This is a genomic window from Gordonia sp. NPDC003424 (assembly GCF_053588655.1).
This window is the reverse complement of sequence record NZ_JBSFQJ010000024.1, coordinates 1-18,150: the sequence shown is the minus strand read 5'-3', so window position 1 is coordinate 18,150 and position 18,150 is coordinate 1. Positions and strand designations below refer to the sequence as shown.

17 protein-coding genes are annotated in these 18,150 nt (G+C 68.3%); 11 read left to right on the top strand and 6 right to left on the bottom strand.

Annotation, left to right across the window (positions count from 1 at the left end; all coding sequences use genetic code 11):
- Positions 1–202: 202 nt before the first annotated feature.
- From ACWDTI_RS24365 to ACWDTI_RS24355, 3 genes are read right to left on the bottom strand one after another with little or no spacing between them, the layout of a single operon-like run.
- Positions 203–868 (bottom strand): TetR/AcrR family transcriptional regulator, encoded by a 666-nt coding sequence (locus ACWDTI_RS24365; protein WP_449740710.1) that lies wholly within the window; start codon positions 866–868, stop codon positions 203–205.
- Positions 869–904: 36 nt separating this feature from the next.
- On the bottom strand, positions 905–1,846 hold the full coding sequence (locus ACWDTI_RS24360) for a shikimate dehydrogenase (RefSeq protein WP_449740709.1): 942 nt from the start codon (positions 1,844–1,846) through the stop codon (positions 905–907).
- Positions 1,847–1,878: 32 nt separating this feature from the next.
- A complete protein-coding gene (locus tag ACWDTI_RS24355) occupies positions 1,879–3,246 on the bottom strand; it encodes an MFS transporter (RefSeq protein WP_449740708.1) in 1,368 nt (455 codons plus the stop codon).
- Positions 3,247–3,472: 226 nt separating this feature from the next.
- On the opposite strand from ACWDTI_RS24355, the gene ACWDTI_RS24350 reads away from it, so the two are divergent.
- The gene (locus ACWDTI_RS24350) at positions 3,473–5,347 is read left to right on the top strand and encodes a TIM barrel protein (RefSeq protein ID WP_449740707.1); all 1,875 of its coding nucleotides are present in this window, start codon (positions 3,473–3,475) and stop codon (positions 5,345–5,347) included.
- A gap of 21 nt (positions 5,348–5,368) precedes the next feature.
- On the opposite strand, the gene ACWDTI_RS24345 is transcribed toward ACWDTI_RS24350, so the two are convergent.
- The 3 genes from ACWDTI_RS24345 to ACWDTI_RS24335 all read right to left on the bottom strand — a co-directional run bounded on the left by ACWDTI_RS24345 (position 5,369) and on the right by ACWDTI_RS24335 (position 9,360).
- Positions 5,369–6,397: an alpha/beta fold hydrolase gene (locus ACWDTI_RS24345; protein ID WP_449740759.1), complete on the bottom strand. Its 1,029-nt coding sequence runs from the start codon at positions 6,395–6,397 to the stop codon at positions 5,369–5,371.
- 229 nt (positions 6,398–6,626) lie between these two features.
- Positions 6,627–7,967, bottom strand: a complete 1,341-nt coding sequence (locus tag ACWDTI_RS24340; protein ID WP_449740706.1) for a MinD/ParA family ATP-binding protein — start codon at positions 7,965–7,967, stop codon at positions 6,627–6,629.
- 151 nt (positions 7,968–8,118) lie between these two features.
- On the bottom strand, positions 8,119–9,360 hold the full coding sequence (locus tag ACWDTI_RS24335; protein WP_449740705.1) for a CaiB/BaiF CoA transferase family protein: 1,242 nt from the start codon (positions 9,358–9,360) through the stop codon (positions 8,119–8,121).
- Positions 9,361–9,446: 86 nt separating this feature from the next.
- On the opposite strand from ACWDTI_RS24335, the gene ACWDTI_RS24330 reads away from it, so the two are divergent.
- The 10 genes from ACWDTI_RS24330 (at position 9,447) to ahcY (ending at position 17,993) form a co-directional block, all read left to right on the top strand.
- Complete coding sequence (locus ACWDTI_RS24330; protein ID WP_449740704.1) at positions 9,447–9,851, top strand: hypothetical protein; 405 nt, start codon at positions 9,447–9,449, stop codon at positions 9,849–9,851.
- A 20-nt stretch (positions 9,852–9,871) separates the two neighbouring features.
- A complete protein-coding gene (locus ACWDTI_RS24325; protein ID WP_449740703.1) occupies positions 9,872–10,177 on the top strand; it encodes a YbaB/EbfC family nucleoid-associated protein in 306 nt (101 codons plus the stop codon).
- Between the two features lie 67 nt (positions 10,178–10,244).
- On the top strand, positions 10,245–10,553 hold the full coding sequence (locus tag ACWDTI_RS24320; RefSeq protein WP_449740702.1) for a type VII secretion target: 309 nt from the start codon (positions 10,245–10,247) through the stop codon (positions 10,551–10,553).
- 11 nt (positions 10,554–10,564) lie between these two features.
- Positions 10,565–11,914, top strand: a complete 1,350-nt coding sequence (locus ACWDTI_RS24315) for a hypothetical protein (RefSeq protein WP_449740701.1) — start codon at positions 10,565–10,567, stop codon at positions 11,912–11,914.
- Between the two features lie 146 nt (positions 11,915–12,060).
- Positions 12,061–12,375 carry a WXG100 family type VII secretion target gene (locus ACWDTI_RS24310; RefSeq protein WP_449740700.1) on the top strand — a complete coding sequence of 105 codons (315 nt, stop codon included), beginning with the start codon at positions 12,061–12,063 and terminating at the stop codon, positions 12,373–12,375.
- A 23-nt stretch (positions 12,376–12,398) separates the two neighbouring features.
- A complete protein-coding gene (locus tag ACWDTI_RS24305; protein ID WP_449740699.1) occupies positions 12,399–12,695 on the top strand; it encodes a WXG100 family type VII secretion target in 297 nt (98 codons plus the stop codon).
- A gap of 153 nt (positions 12,696–12,848) precedes the next feature.
- Complete coding sequence (locus tag ACWDTI_RS24300; protein ID WP_449740698.1) at positions 12,849–13,778, top strand: cation diffusion facilitator family transporter; 930 nt, start codon at positions 12,849–12,851, stop codon at positions 13,776–13,778.
- Positions 13,779–13,818: 40 nt separating this feature from the next.
- On the top strand, positions 13,819–14,763 hold the full coding sequence (locus ACWDTI_RS24295) for an LLM class flavin-dependent oxidoreductase (protein ID WP_449740697.1): 945 nt from the start codon (positions 13,819–13,821) through the stop codon (positions 14,761–14,763).
- Between the two features lie 120 nt (positions 14,764–14,883).
- Positions 14,884–16,401 (top strand): amino acid permease, encoded by a 1,518-nt coding sequence (locus ACWDTI_RS24290; RefSeq protein WP_449740696.1) that lies wholly within the window; start codon positions 14,884–14,886, stop codon positions 16,399–16,401.
- Positions 16,402–16,514: 113 nt separating this feature from the next.
- The gene (ahcY, locus tag ACWDTI_RS24285; protein ID WP_449740695.1) at positions 16,515–17,993 is read left to right on the top strand and encodes an adenosylhomocysteinase; all 1,479 of its coding nucleotides are present in this window, start codon (positions 16,515–16,517) and stop codon (positions 17,991–17,993) included.
- Positions 17,994–18,150 lie beyond the last annotated feature (157 nt).

Genomic DNA, 18,150 nt, shown 5'->3' with positions numbered 1-18,150 from the left:
GCACGCTGTAGGTGATCAGCCTACGCATATCGGGCGAACCGGCAGTGCGCTTTGGGTGAAGAGGTTGCGGCGGCGGCACGTCGGCGGGAGTCCGCGCACGGTCGTCGATATCGGCCGGGTTCCGGGGTGCTCAGACGCGCGAAAGTTGTTGCCGTCGGCAGGGTTTCGGGTTCGGCCGGCGGCGCGCGATGGGGGTGTCGGGTCAGGCCGGGGGATCGGTGGCGTCCGTCGGGGCTGTCGCGGTCAGGTACGCGACGAGCATGTCGCCCAACATCTTTCGTTGCTGTGCTCGATGCCCGGCAGCGGTGAGATCGCGCCCGAACAGGGTCTTGAACGTGTAGCGATTGGCGACCCGGAAGACGCAGAAACTGCTGATGATCTGATGGACGTCGAGCGCGTCGACGTCGTCGCGGAACAGGCCTCGCGTGCGCCCGACCTCGAGGATGCGTCCGAGGATGTCGACGGCGGGGCTGCCCAGATTCTGGACCGCGTCCGACTGCTTGATGTGGGCGCCCTTGAGGATGTTCTCGTTCGCGACGATCCGGATGAAATCCGGGTTGCGGTCGTGGTGGTCGAAGGTGATCTCGGCGAGCTGCCGGATCGCGGTCACCGGATCGTCCTCGATGTGGGTGACGCGCTGTTCGAGGCGACGGATCTTGCCGTAGGACGCCTCGAGCACCGCCTGGTACAGACCTTCCTTGTCGCCGTAGTAGTAGTACAGCATCCGCTTGGTGGTGTGGGTCTTCGCGGCGATCTCGTCGACGCGTGCGCCCGCGAACCCCTTGTCGGCGAACTCCTTCGTCGCGACGGCGACGATGTTCGCCTTGGTGCGGTCGGCATCGCGCCGGCGGACGGCCTCGGTGGTCACGCCATGAACTCTATCGTTCGTTCATCGGGCCCGTGGTCACGCCGTTCGGCGCAGGCCGGCGTCTTCGGTGGCGATGAGCTCACCGATGTGGCGGGTCATCCGGTCGGCGTCCGGCTCGATGCCGGCGAACAGTGCCAGGGCGTCCACGGCCTGATGCACCGCCATACCGTCGCCGGTCAGGGTGCGGGCACCGATCGTGCGGGCGGTGGCGACGAGTTCGGTGACGACGGGACGATAGACCACCTCGGCCACCCACAGGTCGGGGCGCAGGGCGGAGGCGGGCACCGCCATCCCCGGATGCGCGGCCATGCCGATCGGGGTGGCGTGGACGAGTCCGTCGGCGTCGTCGATCCTTGCGGTCGCGCCCACCGTGCCGCCCGAGGTGATCTCGACGTCGTCGAACATCGGCCTTAGGGCGGCGGCCAGCGCGTCGGCCCGATGGGGATCGTGATCGACGATGTGGAAGTGGTCGACACCGCGGGTTGCCATCGCGTAGGCCACGGCAGAACCCGCACCACCGGCGCCGAGTTGCACCACGTTCGTGCGCGAGACCGGGTCGGAGCCACCGGCGCCGAAGTGGAGGTCGAAGTTGCGGGCGAACCCGGACCAGTCGGTGTTGTGGCCGACGGTCCGGCCGCCGGGTTCGAAGACCACGGTGTTGACCGCACCGAGCCGTCGGGCATCGGCCGACAGGTCGTCGAGGTGGCCGACGATCCGCTGCTTGAACGGGTGCGTGACGTTCAGGCCGCGCAGTCCGGCTCGGCGAGCGCGATCGAGTACCGCGGCGAGGTCGATGGTGTCGACCTCCGCCGCGGGCACGTCGAGGGTCAGGTAGGTGTAATCGATGCCCTGCGCGGCGGCCTCGCGCTCGTGCATCGGCGGGGTCAGCGACCGTCCGATGCCCTGTCCGATGAGGGCGCAGACCACGGCTCCGGAGTTGACTCGGGTTGTGGCGGTGGCGAATTCGGAGTCGAACATCTTCAGTCTCTCTCGGGTGGGGAGCGGTGGGCTCAGGCGGTGACGGCGGAGGTGCTCAGGTGCGAGGTCGCGGTCGGGGTGGCTGCGGTCTCGCCTCCCTTTTCGCCCAGCGACATCGTGTCGACCTTGTTGGTTTCCTTCGCGGTGGCCGCGGCGATGGCGGCGATCACGGAGAACGTGGCGACCACGACGGCGACCGGAACCCATCCCATCCGTCCCTCGCCGAGGATGGCCGAGGCGATCAGCGGCAGGAAGCCCGAGGCCATGAAGCCGATCTGGGTGCCGATGGCCACACCGGAGTAGCGGACACGCGCCGGGAACATCTCCGAGTAGAACGACGGCCAGATGGCGTTGGCGGCCGCGTAGATCACCGACTGGATGATCAGCGTGGCGAACAGGATGGCCCAGAACGACCCGGTGGTGATGATCGCGAGGTAGGGGAACGCGAGCACCGCGCAGCCGACGGCGCCACCGATGAAGATCGGCTTGCGTCCGATCCGGTCGGCCGCGATACCCCACAGCGGCTGGGTGAACAGCATGGTCAGGTTGGCGATGACGCTGATCAGCAGCATCGAGCTCTTGGACACCTCGAAGTCGCTGGTGGCGTACTTGAGGGCGAACGTGGAGAACAGGGTGCTCATCACCGACACGGTCGCGCAGAGGATCACGCGGACCAGCGAGCGCCAGTGGAAGCGGAGCAGGACGAGCAGCGGGATGTCGGAGATGGCATCGGCTTCCTTGGCCTGCTCGAAGACCGGCGTTTCCGGCAGGGTGCGGCGGATCAGGTAGGCGACGATCATGACCACGGCGGAGAACCAGAACGGCACGCGCCAGCCCCAGCTGAGCAGGATGTCCTCGGGCAGTGCGGCCACCGGGATGAAGGTTAGCGTGCCGACCAGCAGGCCGGCCTGGGTGCCGTTCAATGTCCAGCTGGCGTAGAAGGCGCGTTTGCCCTCCTCGGCATGCTCGACGGTCAGTGAGCTCGCGCCGGACTGCTCGCCGGCGGCGGACAGACCCTGCAGCAGGCGCAGCGTCACCAGCGCGATCGGGGCGGCGATGCCGATGGTGTGGTAGTCGGGCAGGCAGCCGATCAGGAAGGTGGCCAGGCCCATCAGGACCAGCGTGAAGACGAGCACGCGCTGCCGGCCGATGCGGTCACCGTAGTGGCCGAGGACCACCGCTCCGATCGGGCGGGCCACGTACGCCACACCGAAGGTGGCGAATGCGGCGAGCGTGCCTGCGCCCGAGCTGAACTCGGGGAAGAAGATCTTGTTGAACACCAGCGCGGACGCGGTGCCGAAGATGAAGAAGTCGTAGTACTCGACCAGGCTCCCCATGAAGCTGGCGAGGGCGGCCTTGCGCGGCTGTGCAGCCGGCGCGGCCTGGGGGGTGGTGGTCATCGGTCCTCCTGACGTGGTGGGGGCTGCCACATCTTCAACAGCGTGTGACTGAGACTACAAACCGAGTGTCGCCACGTCAAGACAACTAACCAGATAGTTCATAAATTCATCATCTATGCAGCTAGAGGCTTTGGAGTTTGTGTAAGTGTCCGCGCGCTCTGGCCTCACCAATGAACAGTTTGGTACATTAACGCCACTGTGTCGGGCGCCACACGAGGAGAATGCCATGACCCCGAGGACATCCATCGCCACCGTGTGTCTGTCCGGCACGCTCGCCGAGAAGCTCGACGCCGCGGCGGCCGCCGGGTTCGACGGTGTGGAGGTGTTCGAACCCGACTTCGTCGCGTCGCCGATGCGACCGGCGGACGTGGCGCACGCCGCCGCCGATCGAGGCCTCGGCATCGACCTCTATCAGCCGTTCCGCGATCTCGACCACGTGGACGCGGCCCGATTCGGCCGCAATCTCGTGCGTCTGGAGCGCAAGTTCGACGTGATGGACGAGCTCGGCTGCGACCTGCTGCTGGTGTGCTCGTCGCCCTCGCCGTCGGCCGTCGTCGACGACGCCCTGCTGATCGAGCAGCTCGGCACCGCCGCGGAGATCGCCGCCCGCCGGGGCAAGCGCATCGCCTATGAGGCACTCGCCTGGGGCACCGCGGTCAACGACTACCGTCACGCGGCGAGCATCGTCGCCGCGGTCGACAACCCGGTCCTGGGCACCTGCCTGGACAGCTTCCACATCCTGTCGCGAGGAGACGATCCGTCGGGCATCGCCGACCTGCCGGCCGAATCCATCTTCTTCCTGCAGCTTGCCGACGCGCCGCGGATGTCGATGGACATCTTGCAGTGGAGTCGCCACCACCGCTGCCTGCCCGGGCAGGGCAACTTCGATCTGCGGACCTTCATCCGCACCGTTGCGAAGTCCGGCTATGCGGGGCCGTGGTCACTGGAGATCTTCAGTGACACCTTTCGGCACGCCGACGCGTTCCGCACCGCGCGCGACGCACGGCGCTCGCTGCGGTACCTCGCGGAACTCGCCGACATCGGGGTGGGTTCCACCACGGAACTCTCGGCCGGGGACGTCGTGTCGGTCCGGGTGGCGGCGGGCCCGCAGATGGCACCGGAAGTGGCAAAGACGCTGTCGCACATCGGTTTCGATCTGCAAGGCGTGGGCAGTGACACCGGCCTGCGGCTGTATCGGGATGCCGATATCGCCGTCGTCGTGGACACCACGGCCGGCACGGTCTTCAGCGCCCCGGGCATCGCGCCCGACATGCCGACGATCGCCCAGATCGGTGTGCGCAGTGCGGATCCCGGTGCATGGGCGCAGCGCGCCGCCGCGTTCGACGTCCCGGTGGCGCCGGTGACCGCCCCGGGCGCACCGGCGGCCGAGACGGCCGCGGAGGTGGTGCGGCTCGACGTCTCCGAGACACTGTCGATCGATCTGCGGGCGGCGGAATCGGCGGCCGACTGGCAGCGTCGCTTCGACCTCGTGCCGCGGGACCTGCGGCCGGCGGCCGAGGAGTTCACCGGTGTCGACCACGTCGGTCTCGGGATCGGCACCGCCGAGTGGGAGGGTGCGATGTTGTTGCTGCGCTCGGTGTTCCGCATGGATGTCGACGACGGGCTCGACGTGCCCGACGCGGTGGGCACCATGCGCAGCCAGGCGTTGACCATGCCCACCGACTCGGGATCGACCGTGCGCATCGTCGCGTCCATGGTGCCCACCCAACTCGACGGACACGGCCCGCTGCGCCGGCGCGGAGGTCTGACACACGCCGCGTTCGCATGCGCCGACATCGTGGCGACCGCGGCGTCCTGCCGTGCGCGGGGACTCGTCGCCCTCGCCATACCCGACAACTACTACGACGACCTCGCCGCGCGATTCGACCTGCCCGCCGACCTCGTCGACCAGCTGCGCGCCTACGACATCCTCTACGACGCGGAACCCGGCGGGGGCGAGTTCTTCCACTTCTTCACGCCGACGATCGGGGAGGACCTGTTCTTCGAGATCGTCTGTCGCCGAGGCGGATATCGCGGGTACGGGGAAGTGAACTCACCGGTGCGGGTGGCCGCGGAGCTGGCGCGGACGGGCCGGCAGTAGGGCGTCCTCGGCGCAGTCCGGTCAGGTCGCGTTGCGCTCGTCCTCGATGGCGTCGAGGACCGCCTCGACGGTCTCGTCGTCGCCGGTGAACTCCTCGAGACGCTGTCCCTCCGACATCAGCCGACGCCAGTTGACGGGGTCGAACTCGACCGGCTCGTTGCGGTCCATGAAGTCCACGACCAGACGGACGAAGCGCTCCGGATCGTCGTGGAACGGGAAATGGCCTGCGCGGGGAAAGGTTTCGAGTTCCGAGTGTGGGATCGCCGCGTGCGCGAGCACCGCGTGATGGTAGGGGATGACGGTGTCGTGATCGCCCCAGATGAGCAGGACGGGCAGTCGTTCGGTGAGGTAGCAGCGATCCAGCATGGTGACCACCTGGCCTCGCCAGTCCACCACCGCGCGCAGGGTCCGCAGGAATGCCGCCGATGCCGTCGGATCGGCGAGGTCGCCGAGCACGCGCATCAGATCTTCGTGATCGTTGAGGAGTCGGCGCGGCGACACCGTGCCGGGCACGCCGGGGACGTGGGGAGCGGCCACCAGCGAGCGGGCCGCCAGCCGCAGCGCCGGCATCACACCCGGCACCCGCAGCAGCGTCAGGATCTCGTGGGCGACGGGCATGGACACGATCCGCAGCGCCGGGTTGACCTCGCGGGTGACGCCGCCGGCGGCGACCAGGATCAGACGCTCGGCGAAGCGTGGGAACTGGTAACAGAACTGCATGGCGATACCGCCGCCGAGCGAATGGCCGACCACGGTCACCTTGGGGATGCCGAGGACCACCAGCAGATCGCGCATCGCGTTGGCGAACGCGGGTACCGAGTAGTCGGCGCGCGGCTTGTCGGACTTGCCGTGGCCGAGCAGATCGGGCGCGATCACCGTGTAGTGCTGGGCGAGCGTCGGGATGACCTCTTCCCAGGTGGACGAGTTGTCGCCGATGCCGTGGATCAGCAACAGGGCCGGGCCGCTGCCCGCGATGCGGTAGGCGCGCCGGTAACCGTGGATGGTGTGGTACTCGAGGCGCACCTGCGTGTCGGACACCGGGCGCAGCACGGTCGAACCGCTACCCGGCTTCTTCCGGGCGCGCGACGTTGCCCGCGGGCCGGTGGCGGGCGGCTTCGTCGTTCCGGTCACGATGGCTCCTCAGGGTCACGGCGACGTGACGTGTCGGTTCTTCATGTCCGAGTAAACCCTACGTTGGGACGTGGCGCCCAATATGTTGCATTGAGTTAACGCGACGGCGGCACCGATTCTGCTGGTGGCCGCCCGGTCGACGACGTCGTCAGGGGTGGAACGGGCCGCCGAAGACCTGCTCCGAGTAGGCGGGATCGGTGGCCGCGGTCGCGAAGTCGTCGGCGACCGTGGCGGCCAGCTCGACGAACGCTCGACGTGCCGGTTTGCCGATCAGATCGAGGTCGATGTCGGCGCCCTCGGACAGGTGATCGTCGAACGGGATCTGCTGGACCGCCCGGCAGCGGGTCAGGAAGTGCTGTGCCAGCTGGTTGGTGTCGATGGTCGAGGCGCCGGGCCGCGACGAGCTCAGCACCACCACCGCGCTCGACACGAGATGTCCGTAGCCGTGCGCCTCGAGCCAGTCCAGCGTCGAGCCGGCGCTGCGGGCGCCGTCGAGCGCGGGTGAACTGACCAGGATGATCGAGTTCGCGAGGTCGAGGACACCGTTCATCGCCGAGTGGCTCAGGCCGGTGCCGCAGTCGGTGATGATGATGTTGTAGAACCGCTGCAGGATCTGGACGACCCCGCGGTACTCCTCTTCGCTGAACGCCTCGGCCATCGCCGGATCACGTTCGGAGGCGAGCACTTCCAGGCGGCTGGGGGCTTGCGAGGTGTGGGCGCGCACGTCCGAGTAGCGGTAGACGTTGCGGTCGGCGAGCAGGTCGCGCACGGTGGATCGGGTCTGCTGCGGGATGCGTTGCGCGAGGGTGCCGAGGTCCGGGTTGGCGTCGACGGCGATCACCCGGTCGCCGCGCAGCGACGCGAACGTCGACCCGAGCCCGACGGTCGTCGTGGTCTTGCCCACGCCGCCCTTGAGCGAGAGCACAGCGATCCGGTAGTCGCCCCGTACGGGTCGGTTGACGCGCTCGACGAGCCGCTTGTACTCGACGTCCGCCGACGATTCGCCGGGGTTGATCGTGCCTGCCGAGATCGTGTGCACCGCGCGGCGCCAGCCGCGGCTCGGGGCGCGTCGCGCCTTGCGGATCAGTGCCACCTCGTCGAGGGCCGGGCCGCCCTGGGGCGGCGGGCCGAATCCGGGCGGACCGGCCGGATGCGCGCCGTGGAACGGAGCGTCGGCCCCCGGTGCTCCCGGGATCTGCTGGGGCATCGGCGGCTGTTGCATCGGCTGGTGCGGCAGTGCGTGCGGTGGGCCCGCGGGCGCCATGTGGGGTGGCATCGGCGCTGGTTGACGGGGTGGCGCGAACGCCGGGGCGTCGGCCGGCCGCGGTTGTGCCGGCTGCGGTGTGGCGGTGCGTGGGGTGCCGGTATGCGGTTCGGCCAGACCCGCGACCGGTGTGGGCTCCTCGGTCGGCTCCGGGCCGAACTGCAGCCACGGCGGGGGTGCAGGCATCCCGGAGCGGTCCGCACCCGCGGAGTTGTCGTAGGTCATGCGAGATCGCCCCCCCTGAAAATTCTTTGCTGACGTGAACCACGCGGCAGTCCAAGTCTACCGACGCCGCATGCCAGACCGAAATCGCCGTATACCACAGGACGTCGGGGCCGGCGCCGACCGGTCATGGTCGACGAGACCCGGGGCCGGATCAGATGACGCCCTCGTCGGCGAGCGTCGCGAGCCGCTCGTCGGTCAGCCCGAGGAGCCCCTTGTACACCTCGTCGTTGTGGTGGCCAGGGCGCGGTGGCCCCGCCCAGGCCACCCGGCCCGGGGACTCGGAGAGCTTGGGCACGATGCCCGGGCCGAGGACGGACCGCCCCAGACGTTCGTCCTGATGCGGCACCATCATGTCGCGGGCCAGCATCTGCGGGTCGCGGATCACCTCGGCGACGGTGTTCACCGGGCCCACCACGACGCCCGCCGCGCCGAGTTTCTCGATGAGCTCGTCGCTGGTGTGGAGTTTCGCCCATGCCGCGATGAGGTCGTCGAGTTCGTCCTGATTCACGCCTCGCGCGTGGTGGTCGACGAAGCGGGGATCGGTCGCCAGTTCCGGCCGGTCCATGGCCGTGCACAGCCGCCGGAACACGGTGTCCTGATTGGCGGCGATGACCACCCGCAACCCGTCGGCGGCCAGGTAGAGATTCGACGGCGCGATCCCGTCGAGTCGTGTGCCCGAGGGGCCGCGGACGACGCCGGCGAGGTCGTAGTCGGCGATCGTCGACTCCTGGACGGCGAGGCATGCCTCGGTGAGCGCGGTGTCGACCACCTGGCCGCGGCCGGTCACGGTCCGTCGATACAGCGCCGCCAACGCACCCTGGGTGGCGAACATCCCGGCGAGAGTGTCACCCAGAGACAACGCCAGACGCGGCGGTGCCTCGCCGGGATAGCCGTTCAGATAGCGCAATCCGCTCTCCGCCTCGGCGACCGACGCGTAGCCGGCGCGACCGGCCTGCGGTCCGGTCTGCCCGTAGCCCGACACCCGCACCAGGATCAGCCCCGGGTTGCGGGCCGACAGCACGTCGTAGCCGAGGTTCCAGCGCTCCAGCGTGCCCGGCCGGAAGTTCTCCACCACCATGTCGGAGCGGTCGATGAGCGACAGGAAGATCTCCCGGCCCGCATCCGACCTCAGATCCAGCGTGATCGCCTTCTTGTTCCGCGCGTGCACCGTCCAGTAGGCACGCTCGCCGTCCACTTCGGCCTGACCCCAGGTGCGGATCGGGTCGGGGGCGCCCGGTGCCTCGATCTTGATGATCTCGGCGCCCATGTCGCCGAGAAGACGCCCGGCGAACGGGCCGGCGATGAGCGTGCCGAGTTCGAGGACGCGGATGCCGTCGAGCGCGCCGGCGGGTGAATCGTCGGTGAGGGTCACCCAGACAGCATCGCCGATCATCTCCCGACCCGGAAGGTCGGGACCCGTCGTGGTGGGTGGAACCGGATTCGGGGGTGCGTGCGTCCAATGTTCTGAAGGGGGTCTGGGTGACTGACAACTCTGCACGGGACGGCTGCCACCACGACGGATGCGACATCGGTCCGCGTGGCAATCCGCCACCGTACGAAGCGATCTCGGCGACGTCGGAGGCGCGGTCGCGATCCGGGGCACTCGCCGTGATCACCACGCCGCAGGGGCTGCCGCTGTCGGTGCGCATCGCCGACTCGGCGCTGTACAAGCACCCTTCCGCGCTCGGCGACGAGATCCTCCGCCTGTGCCGGCAAGCGTCCATGGCGGCCGGCATCCGGTTGCGCGAGCACCTGATCGGCTCCGGTGTCGAGCGCGGTGTGGTCGACGCGATGAAGTTGCCGACGGCCGACGACCTGGCCCGCGTCGAGCAAGCCGACGACGACGCGCTCGACGCGCCGCCGTCGTGGCTGCGGCGGATCTGAGGGCCGAGATGAGTTGGGCGATGGATGAACTCGAGGCCCGGGCGCGGGCGCAACTGAATCGTCTGCACGAGCTCGACGAGTCGCTCTCGGGGATCGAGGTGCGGGAGACCTCTGTCGACGATCTGGTCGCCGTCGAGGTCGACGGAGTCGGCGCGCTGACCGGATTGTGGCTGGCGCCCGGCGCCAACGAGCTCGGCGGCACGCGGCTTGGTGACCTGATCGTGGCAACCGCCGCCCGCGCGGCGCAGCGGGCGTTCGCCGTGCGGGCGGCGGTCACCGAAGAGTTCGCCGAGTCGTTCGCCGAGCTGAACTCGCCCAACGGATGACGTTGGCGAACAACGGAACCGGATCGTCGCGCGATGCGTCTGATCTGTTGAACGGGAGGGAGACCCGATGGGTGATGTGACCGTGGTGCCCGACGCCGTCGGAGCGTTCGGGGCGACGAGTGCGGCCATGGCGACCGCTGTCGGTGCAGCCGGATCGATCGACGCGGCCGCGAACACCGCCGTGATGATCCCGGTGTTCGGGCTCATCGGGCAGGAGTTCCTGGCGGCGTTCATCGCCGCACAAACCAATCATCTTGTCGCAGTGGGCCACCTGGCCACGGTGCATGCCGGTACCGCCGCGGCGACGTTTGCCGGTCTCGCGGGCATGCAGGCTGCGGACTCGGCATCGGGCGCCGCGATCCGTGCGGTCCGGTGACCCATCCGCCGATGACCGCCGAGACCCGAGCGGCCGATGTTCCCGCTCTGAGCGAGATGTCGATCCGCGAGATGATCGACGCGACACCGCTGGGCCCGATCCTCGACCGGCCGGTCGGCGAGGTACTCGCCGGCCTGGGGCTGCCGCCCCTCCCGCACGTGCCCGCGCTGCCCCCGATGCCGGGGCTGCCACCGCTGCCGCCGTTGGACCTCGGGCTGCTCGTCAAGCCGCTCACCGACCTGCTGGGCGGTTTCGGCACCGGTGATCTGTCCGGCTCCGACGTCGATCCGTCGGCGATCCTCCAAGGTCTCTGCACGGTTCTCGAGACCTCCGTGTCGCTCGCGTCGAGCGCGGCCAAGGCGCTCGACAAGACCTGGACCGGAACGGCTTCGGCAGCGGCGGTCGGCAAGTCGGCGCAGACGACCGCCGACACGGGCCGCGTCGCGACGCAGGGGATCGGCATCTCGATCGACATCCAGGCCGCGGCCGCCATCGTGGGTGCCGGTCTGGCAACACTGCAGGGCATCATCGCCGCCACGATCGGCAAGATCGCCGGCACCGTCCCGATCCTCGCGACCCCGGCCGGTCAGAGCCTCGCCGTCGGATTCGCCGGCGAGGGACTCGCCGAGGCCACCGCGGCGGTCGCGACGACACGCACCCAACTGCTGGGACCGACGTCGACGATGACCACCAACGGGGCCCCGGTATCGATCACCCATGCGCCGTCGCCCGGTGCGAGCACGCCGTCACCGTTCGCCGTCGCGGGTGCGGTTCTCGACGCGATCGGCCCGGCGGTGTCGGCGATGTCGGCGATGGCCCGACCTCCGTCGACGACCACACCGGACCGGACCCTGTCGACGGCCGTGACGACCCCGACCGCCCCGACCCCGACCGCGGACCCACCCACTCACGTGGTCACCGGGCTCCCGGCAGCCCTGTCGGGGGCGGGCCCGATTGCCGGCGGTGGCGGGGGAGTCGGCGAACGGTCGGATGCGGGCGGCGTCCCGACAGCGGGTGTCGGCCCCACCGAGACGATCCCGACATCGCTGTCGGCTCCACGGACGAGTTCGACACCCGTGCCCGGCCCGTCCGAGCCGACGGGGCCGAGTGCACAACCGGCTCCACGACCAGCCGGGGTTCCGGCCGCCGGCGTCCCGGCCCCGATGGCGCCCATGTCCGCCGCGGGAGCCTGGCGCGCCGCCGGTGCGTCCACCGATCAGCACGCGACCCCCGGTTTCCTGGTGACCGGGCACAACGGAACGCGGCTCGTCGGTGCGGTCGCCGAGGTCGCCCCCGCCGTGCTCGGCCACGACGAACCCGATATACCGCCGGACGTCGAGTTGCGAATCGGTCCGCGGTGAGCGGCCAGTTTTCCTGGGCAGCAACAATTTTCGGCACCGGTAGGCGTCGATGATCGGCCGTCCGGGCAAGTCAGGGTATCGGCGGCCTCGGCGCAGATACCACCGCGGCATCGTCGCACGGTGCCTCAACACAGGAGGAAACGAGCATGACCGGGTTGAATCTCGACGTGGCCGCCGCGCAGGCGTCCTCGAAATCCATCAGCGGCATCGTGGATGCGATGCACGGCATCCTGCGGCAGATCCAGGTCTCATCGCAGACGGGGATGACGACGTGGAACGGTCAGGCATCGAAGTCGTTCGACGCCACCCAGACCGACTGGAGCGGCACCGCCGCCAAGCTGCAGGCCGCCCTCGACGACATCGAGGCCAAGCTGACCACCGGCTTCACGGGCTACGACGATCACGACGCCGGCAACGCGTCCGCGATCGCGTCGAGCACCGGCGGCACCCTCAACCTCTGACCACCACACCGAAGGAGATCACCATGTCCGACATGATCAAGTACGACTTCGCCGGCCTCGCGTCGCTCTCGGGTGACCTCGGCCGTCACTTCCACGCCCTCGAACAGTTGTCGGGTCAACTCAAGAGCGAGGTCACCCGACTCGGCGCCAACTGGACGAGCCAGAACGGTGCCGACGCCTACCAGTCGGCACAGGCCCACTGGGACAAGCTGTTCGCGCAGGCTCGCACCCAGCTCAACGGACTGTCGCGCGGCGTGCGCGACGCCGCCGACACCATGTCGAGCACCGACCGGGCCGTCGGGCGGAGTTTCCTGGCCTGACGTCGTCGCAGCACGGGGTTTCGTCGACAAGCCGAACTCTTGTCGACGTGTCCTCGTGCATGCGCGGGATCGGTGTCGCGAGACGTAGAGTCACCACACGAGAACGGATGAGACGGCTGCGACACCCGAGACCGGGCCGGAGGGGGAGCGAACGTGTCAGCTGAGGGATCCAAGCGGGCGATCGTCGCGGCGCTGGCGGCCAACGCGGGCATCGCGGTGGCCAAGTTCGTCGGATTCCTCGTGACCGGGTCGTCGTCGATGCTCGCGGAATCCGTCCACTCGGTCGCCGACACATCCAATCAGGGACTGCTGCTGTTCGGGCAGAACCGCGCGGCGAGGAAAGCGGATCGGCTGCACCCGTTCGGGTACGGACGCAGCCGATACTTCTACTCGTTCGTGGTCGCCCTGGTCATCTTCAGCCTCGGCTCGCTGTTCGCGATCTACGAGGGAATCGAGAAGATCCGGCACGCACATGACCACGGCCTCGAGTCGCCGATGGTCGCGGTCGTCATCCTGCTGGTCGCGATGGCCCTCGAGAGTTACAGCTTCGCCACCGCCTACCGCGAGTCGAAACCCCTCAAGGGCGATGCGAGCTGGTGGCGGTTCATCCGCAACACCCGGTCGCCGGAGCTGCCGGTCGTTCTGCTCGAGGACACCGGAGCACTCATCGGCCTGGTGCTCGCCCTGGGCGGTGTGGGGCTGACCATGCTCACCGGCGACGCGATCTGGGACGGGATCGGCACCCTGTGCATCGGCGTGCTGCTGGGCGTCATCGCCGTCATCCTCATCGTCGAGATGCAGAGCCTGCTGATCGGGGAGGGCGCCACCGACACCGAGGAGAAGGCCCTGCTGGCGGCGCTCGAATCGGACGGCGTGGACCGCGTCATCCACATGAAGACCCAGTACCTCGGCCCCGAGGAGCTACTCGTCGCCGCCAAGATCGCCATCCCACCGGGCACCGATGTCGCCACCGTCGCCTCGACCATCGACGCCGCCGAGGTGCGCGTGCGGTCGGCGGTGCCGCAGGCGCGGGTCATCTACCTCGAGCCGGACATCGATCGGGGTTCGACCACAGCCGATTGACCGGACGTTCGCGGGCGACGTGTCGGTTACGATCCACCTCGTGTGGTTCGGTGCGCATCTGCCGCTGATCGACATCGACGGTGGAGCGCCCGCGTCGCCGCCGAGCTCGTCGCTGTCCGGCTACGTCGACGCCGCGCGCCACGCGGGATTCCGCGCGATCGGCGCCAACGACCACCTCGTCTTCGCGAGGCCGTGGCTCGACGGTCTGGTGGCGCTGTCGAGCATCGTGGGGCGCAGTGCCGACCTGACGCTGGCGACCACGGTCGCGCTTCCGGTGATCCGCGGACCCGCGACGATGGCGAAGACCGCTGCGGCAGTGGACGAGATCTCCGGCGGGCGATTCGTTCTCGGGGTCGGCCCGGGCTCCTCGGCCGCCGACTACGCCGCGGCCGGGATTGCGTTCGACGAGCGATGGCCGCGGTTCGACGAGTCGGTGAGCGTGCTGCGTGCCGCGCTCACCGGCACCCCGCAACCCGGGCCGAGCCGTTTCTACGACGTGCCCACGTTGGAACCGGTGCCGCCGCGACCGATCCCGATCTGGATCGGCAGCTGGGGTTCGGTCGCGGGCCTGCGCCGGGTCGTGCGCCTCGGCGACGGTTGGCTCGCCTCGGCCTACAACACCACTCCCGACCGGATCTCCGCCGGGCGCACGATCATCCACGATGCTCTGCACGAGCGGGGCCGATCCGTCGACGGATTCCCGATCGTCCTCGCGACGATGTGGACATATGTGACCGACTCCCGCACGCACGCGCGTGAGAGGCTCGAGGTGCTGGCGCGGATGCTCCACCGAGATCCCGGCATTCTCGCAGGTCAGGTCCTGATCGGACCGGCGGAGGAGTGCGCGGCCACGCTGACTCGCTACGCCGACGCCGGGGTGGACGGGGTGTTCGTGTGGCCCGTCGCCGACCCGATCGATCAGCTGATCGTGTTCGGTGCGTCGGTCGCTTCGTCTGTCCTCTCGGCGCGCGATGGTCAGTCCTGACAAAGTAGCTCGCGGGGCGAATGGTTCCGATAGCGTTTTGGGAACGCTCACCCACACGTTCACGAACTGAGCCGGGCGGTGATCCCGACCCGGCTGGGGAACACCCGGGAGGATTCACGCATGGCAAATCCGCTCACCCGCACCAAGTCCGTCGAACAATCGATGGCCGACACCGACGAACCGGAACACCAACTCCGGAAAGAACTCGGAGTCTTCGACCTCATCGTCTTCGGCGTCGCCGTCGTCATCGGCGCCGGTATCTTCACCATCACCGTGTCGACCGCCGGTGACAAGGCGGGACCCGCGATCTCGGTGTCCTTCGTGATGGCCGCCATCGCGTGCGCGCTCGCCGCACTGTGCTACGCCGAGTTCGCGTCCACGGTCCCGGTTGCCGGCTCGGCCTACACGTTCGGCTACGCGACATTCGGCGAGTTTCTCGCCTGGATTCTCGGCTGGGACCTCATCCTGGAGTTCGCTGTCGGTGCCGCGGTCGTGTCCAAGGGGTGGTCGAGCTATCTGGCCAACGTCTTCGGGTTCCACGGTGCCGGCGGCGACAAGTCCGCGACCTTCGCCATCGGCACGCACACCGTCGACTGGGGTGCTCTGCTCATCGTCGCGGTCGTCACCACCCTGCTCGTCATCGGCACCAAACTCTCATCGCGGGTCAGCGCGATCATCACCGCCATCAAGGTGGCCGTGGTCCTGCTCGTCATCGTCGTCGGCTTCTTCTACATCAAGACCGACAACTACCATCCGTTCGTGCCGCCCGCGGAAACCGGCAAGGGCGCCGAAGCATCCGTCGACTCGACATTGTTCTCGCTGATCACCGGCCACGGCGACACCTCGTACGGCTGGTTCGGCGTGCTGGCCGCCGCATCGATCGTCTTCTTCGCCTTCATCGGCTTCGACGTCGTCGCGACCACCGCCGAGGAGACCCGCAACCCCAAGCGCGACGTCCCGCGCGGCATCCTCGGCTCACTGGCCATCGTCACCGTGCTGTATGTCCTGGTCACCATCGTCGTGACCGGCATGGTCAGCTACAAGCAACTCGCCACCGGCGACGGCGATGCGAAGAATCTGGCCGACGTGTTCGCGATCAACGGGGTGACCTGGGCGGAGAAGGTCATCGCCATCGGCGCTCTCGCCGGCCTGACGACCGTGGTGATGGTGCTGATGCTCGGCCAGTCACGCGTGCTGTTCGCCATGTGCCGTGACGGACTGCTCCCGCGCGGCATGTCCAAGACCAGCCCGCGATTCGGTACCCCGGCCCGCCTGACCATCCTGATCGGGGTGGTCGTCGCGCTGGTCGCCGGATTCTTCCCGATCAACAAGCTCGAGGAGATGGTCAACGTCGGCACGCTGTTCGCGTTCATCGTCGTGGCCGGCGGCGTGATGGTCCTGCGGCGCACGCGACCCGACCTCGAACGCGGATTCGTCGTCCCGGGTGGTCCCGTCATTCCGGTATTCGCGATCGCCGCCTGCCTGTGGCTGATGCTGAACCTCTCGGCCCTCACATGGATTCGGTTCGTCATCTGGATGATCATCGGCGTGGCGATCTACTTCCTGTACGGCCAACGGCATTCGATGGTCGGCAAGCGCGAGCGCGGCGAAGTCGCGTCGGTCGATTCCGCCGGCTGATCGTCGCGCGCGTCGATTCGATGTGAGGTCGTCGACCACGGTCCGATAGCCTGAGTCGAACGCATTCCGCGCTGCGCCGATGCAGCGCCCATCGTGAACGACAAGGGGATCAGATGACGACTGCGCAGGGTTCCGCGCCGCAGGCAGACAGCAAGAACGGGATCGATTTCAAGGTGGCCGACCTGTCCCTCGCGGATTTCGGCCGCAAGGAGATCGAGCTCGCCGAACACGAGATGCCCGGACTGATGTCGCTGCGCCGCGAATACGCCGATGTCGCCCCGCTGCAGGGTGCGCGGGTCTCCGGGTCCCTGCACATGACCGTGCAGACCGCGGTTCTCATCGAGACCCTCGTCTCGCTGGGCGCGGAGGTCCGCTGGGCGTCGTGCAACATCTTCTCCACCCAGGATCACGCGGCGGCGGCGATCGTCGTCGGACCGCACGGCACCCCGGACGAGCCCAAGGGCGTTCCGGTGTTCGCGTGGAAGGGGGAGACCCTCGAGGAGTACTGGTGGGCGGCCGAGCAGATGCTCACCTGGCCCGAGGCCGACAAGCCGGCGAACATGATCCTCGACGACGGCGGCGACGCCACCATGCTGGTGCTGCGTGGCGCGCAGTTCGAGAAGGCCGGCGTGGTCCCGCCCACCGAGGACGACGACTCCGCCGAGTACAAGGTCTTCCTCGAGCTGCTGCGCAACAGTTTTGAGCAGGACAAGGGCAAGTGGACGGCGATCGCCGAATCGGTACAGGGCGTCACCGAGGAGACCACCACCGGTGTGCTGCGCCTCTACCAGTTCGCGGCCGCCGGTGAGCTCACCTTCCCGGCGATCAACGTGAACGATTCGGTCACGAAGTCGAAGTTCGACAACAAGTACGGCACCCGTCACTCGCTGATCGACGGCATCAACCGCGGCACCGACGTCCTCATCGGCGGCAAGAAGGTGCTGATCTGCGGTTACGGCGACGTCGGCAAGGGCTGCGCCGAATCGCTGGCCGGCCAGGGCGCGCGCGTCCAGGTCACCGAGATCGACCCGATCAACGCCCTGCAGGCGCTGATGGACGGCTTCGACGTGGTCACCGTCGAGCAGGCCATCGGCGACGCCGACATCGTGATCACGTCGACCGGCAACAAGGACATCATCCTGCTCGACCACATGAAGCAGATGAAGCACCAGGCCATCCTCGGCAACATCGGCCACTTCGACAACGAGATCGACATGGCCGGCCTCGAGCGTTCCGGCGCCAAGCGGATCAACATCAAGCCGCAGGTCGATCAGTGGATCTTCGACGACGGCCACGCGATCCTCGTGCTGTCCGAAGGCCGCCTGCTCAACCTGGGCAACGCCACCGGCCACCCGTCGTTCGTCATGAGCAACAGCTTCTCCAACCAGGTCATCGCGCAGATCGAGCTGTGGACGAAGAACGACGAATACGACAACGAGGTCTACCGCCTGCCCAAGCACCTCGACGAGAAGGTGGCGCGCATCCACGTCGAGGCACTCGGCGGCACCCTCACCAAGCTCACCAAGGAGCAGGCCGAGTACATCAACGTCGACGTCGACGGCCCCTTCAAGCCCGAGCACTATCGCTACTGACCCAGCTCGGCAAGCACCTTTCGGGTCGAGTGGGCGCCGTTTTCGGTCGAGTGGGCGCAGAACGGTAATTGCCATACTTGGTGTGAGTCACTCCTGATAGAAAATGGAGCACACGAGGATGTCACCGGGATTCACGGTTGAGGAGATGACCGAGTAC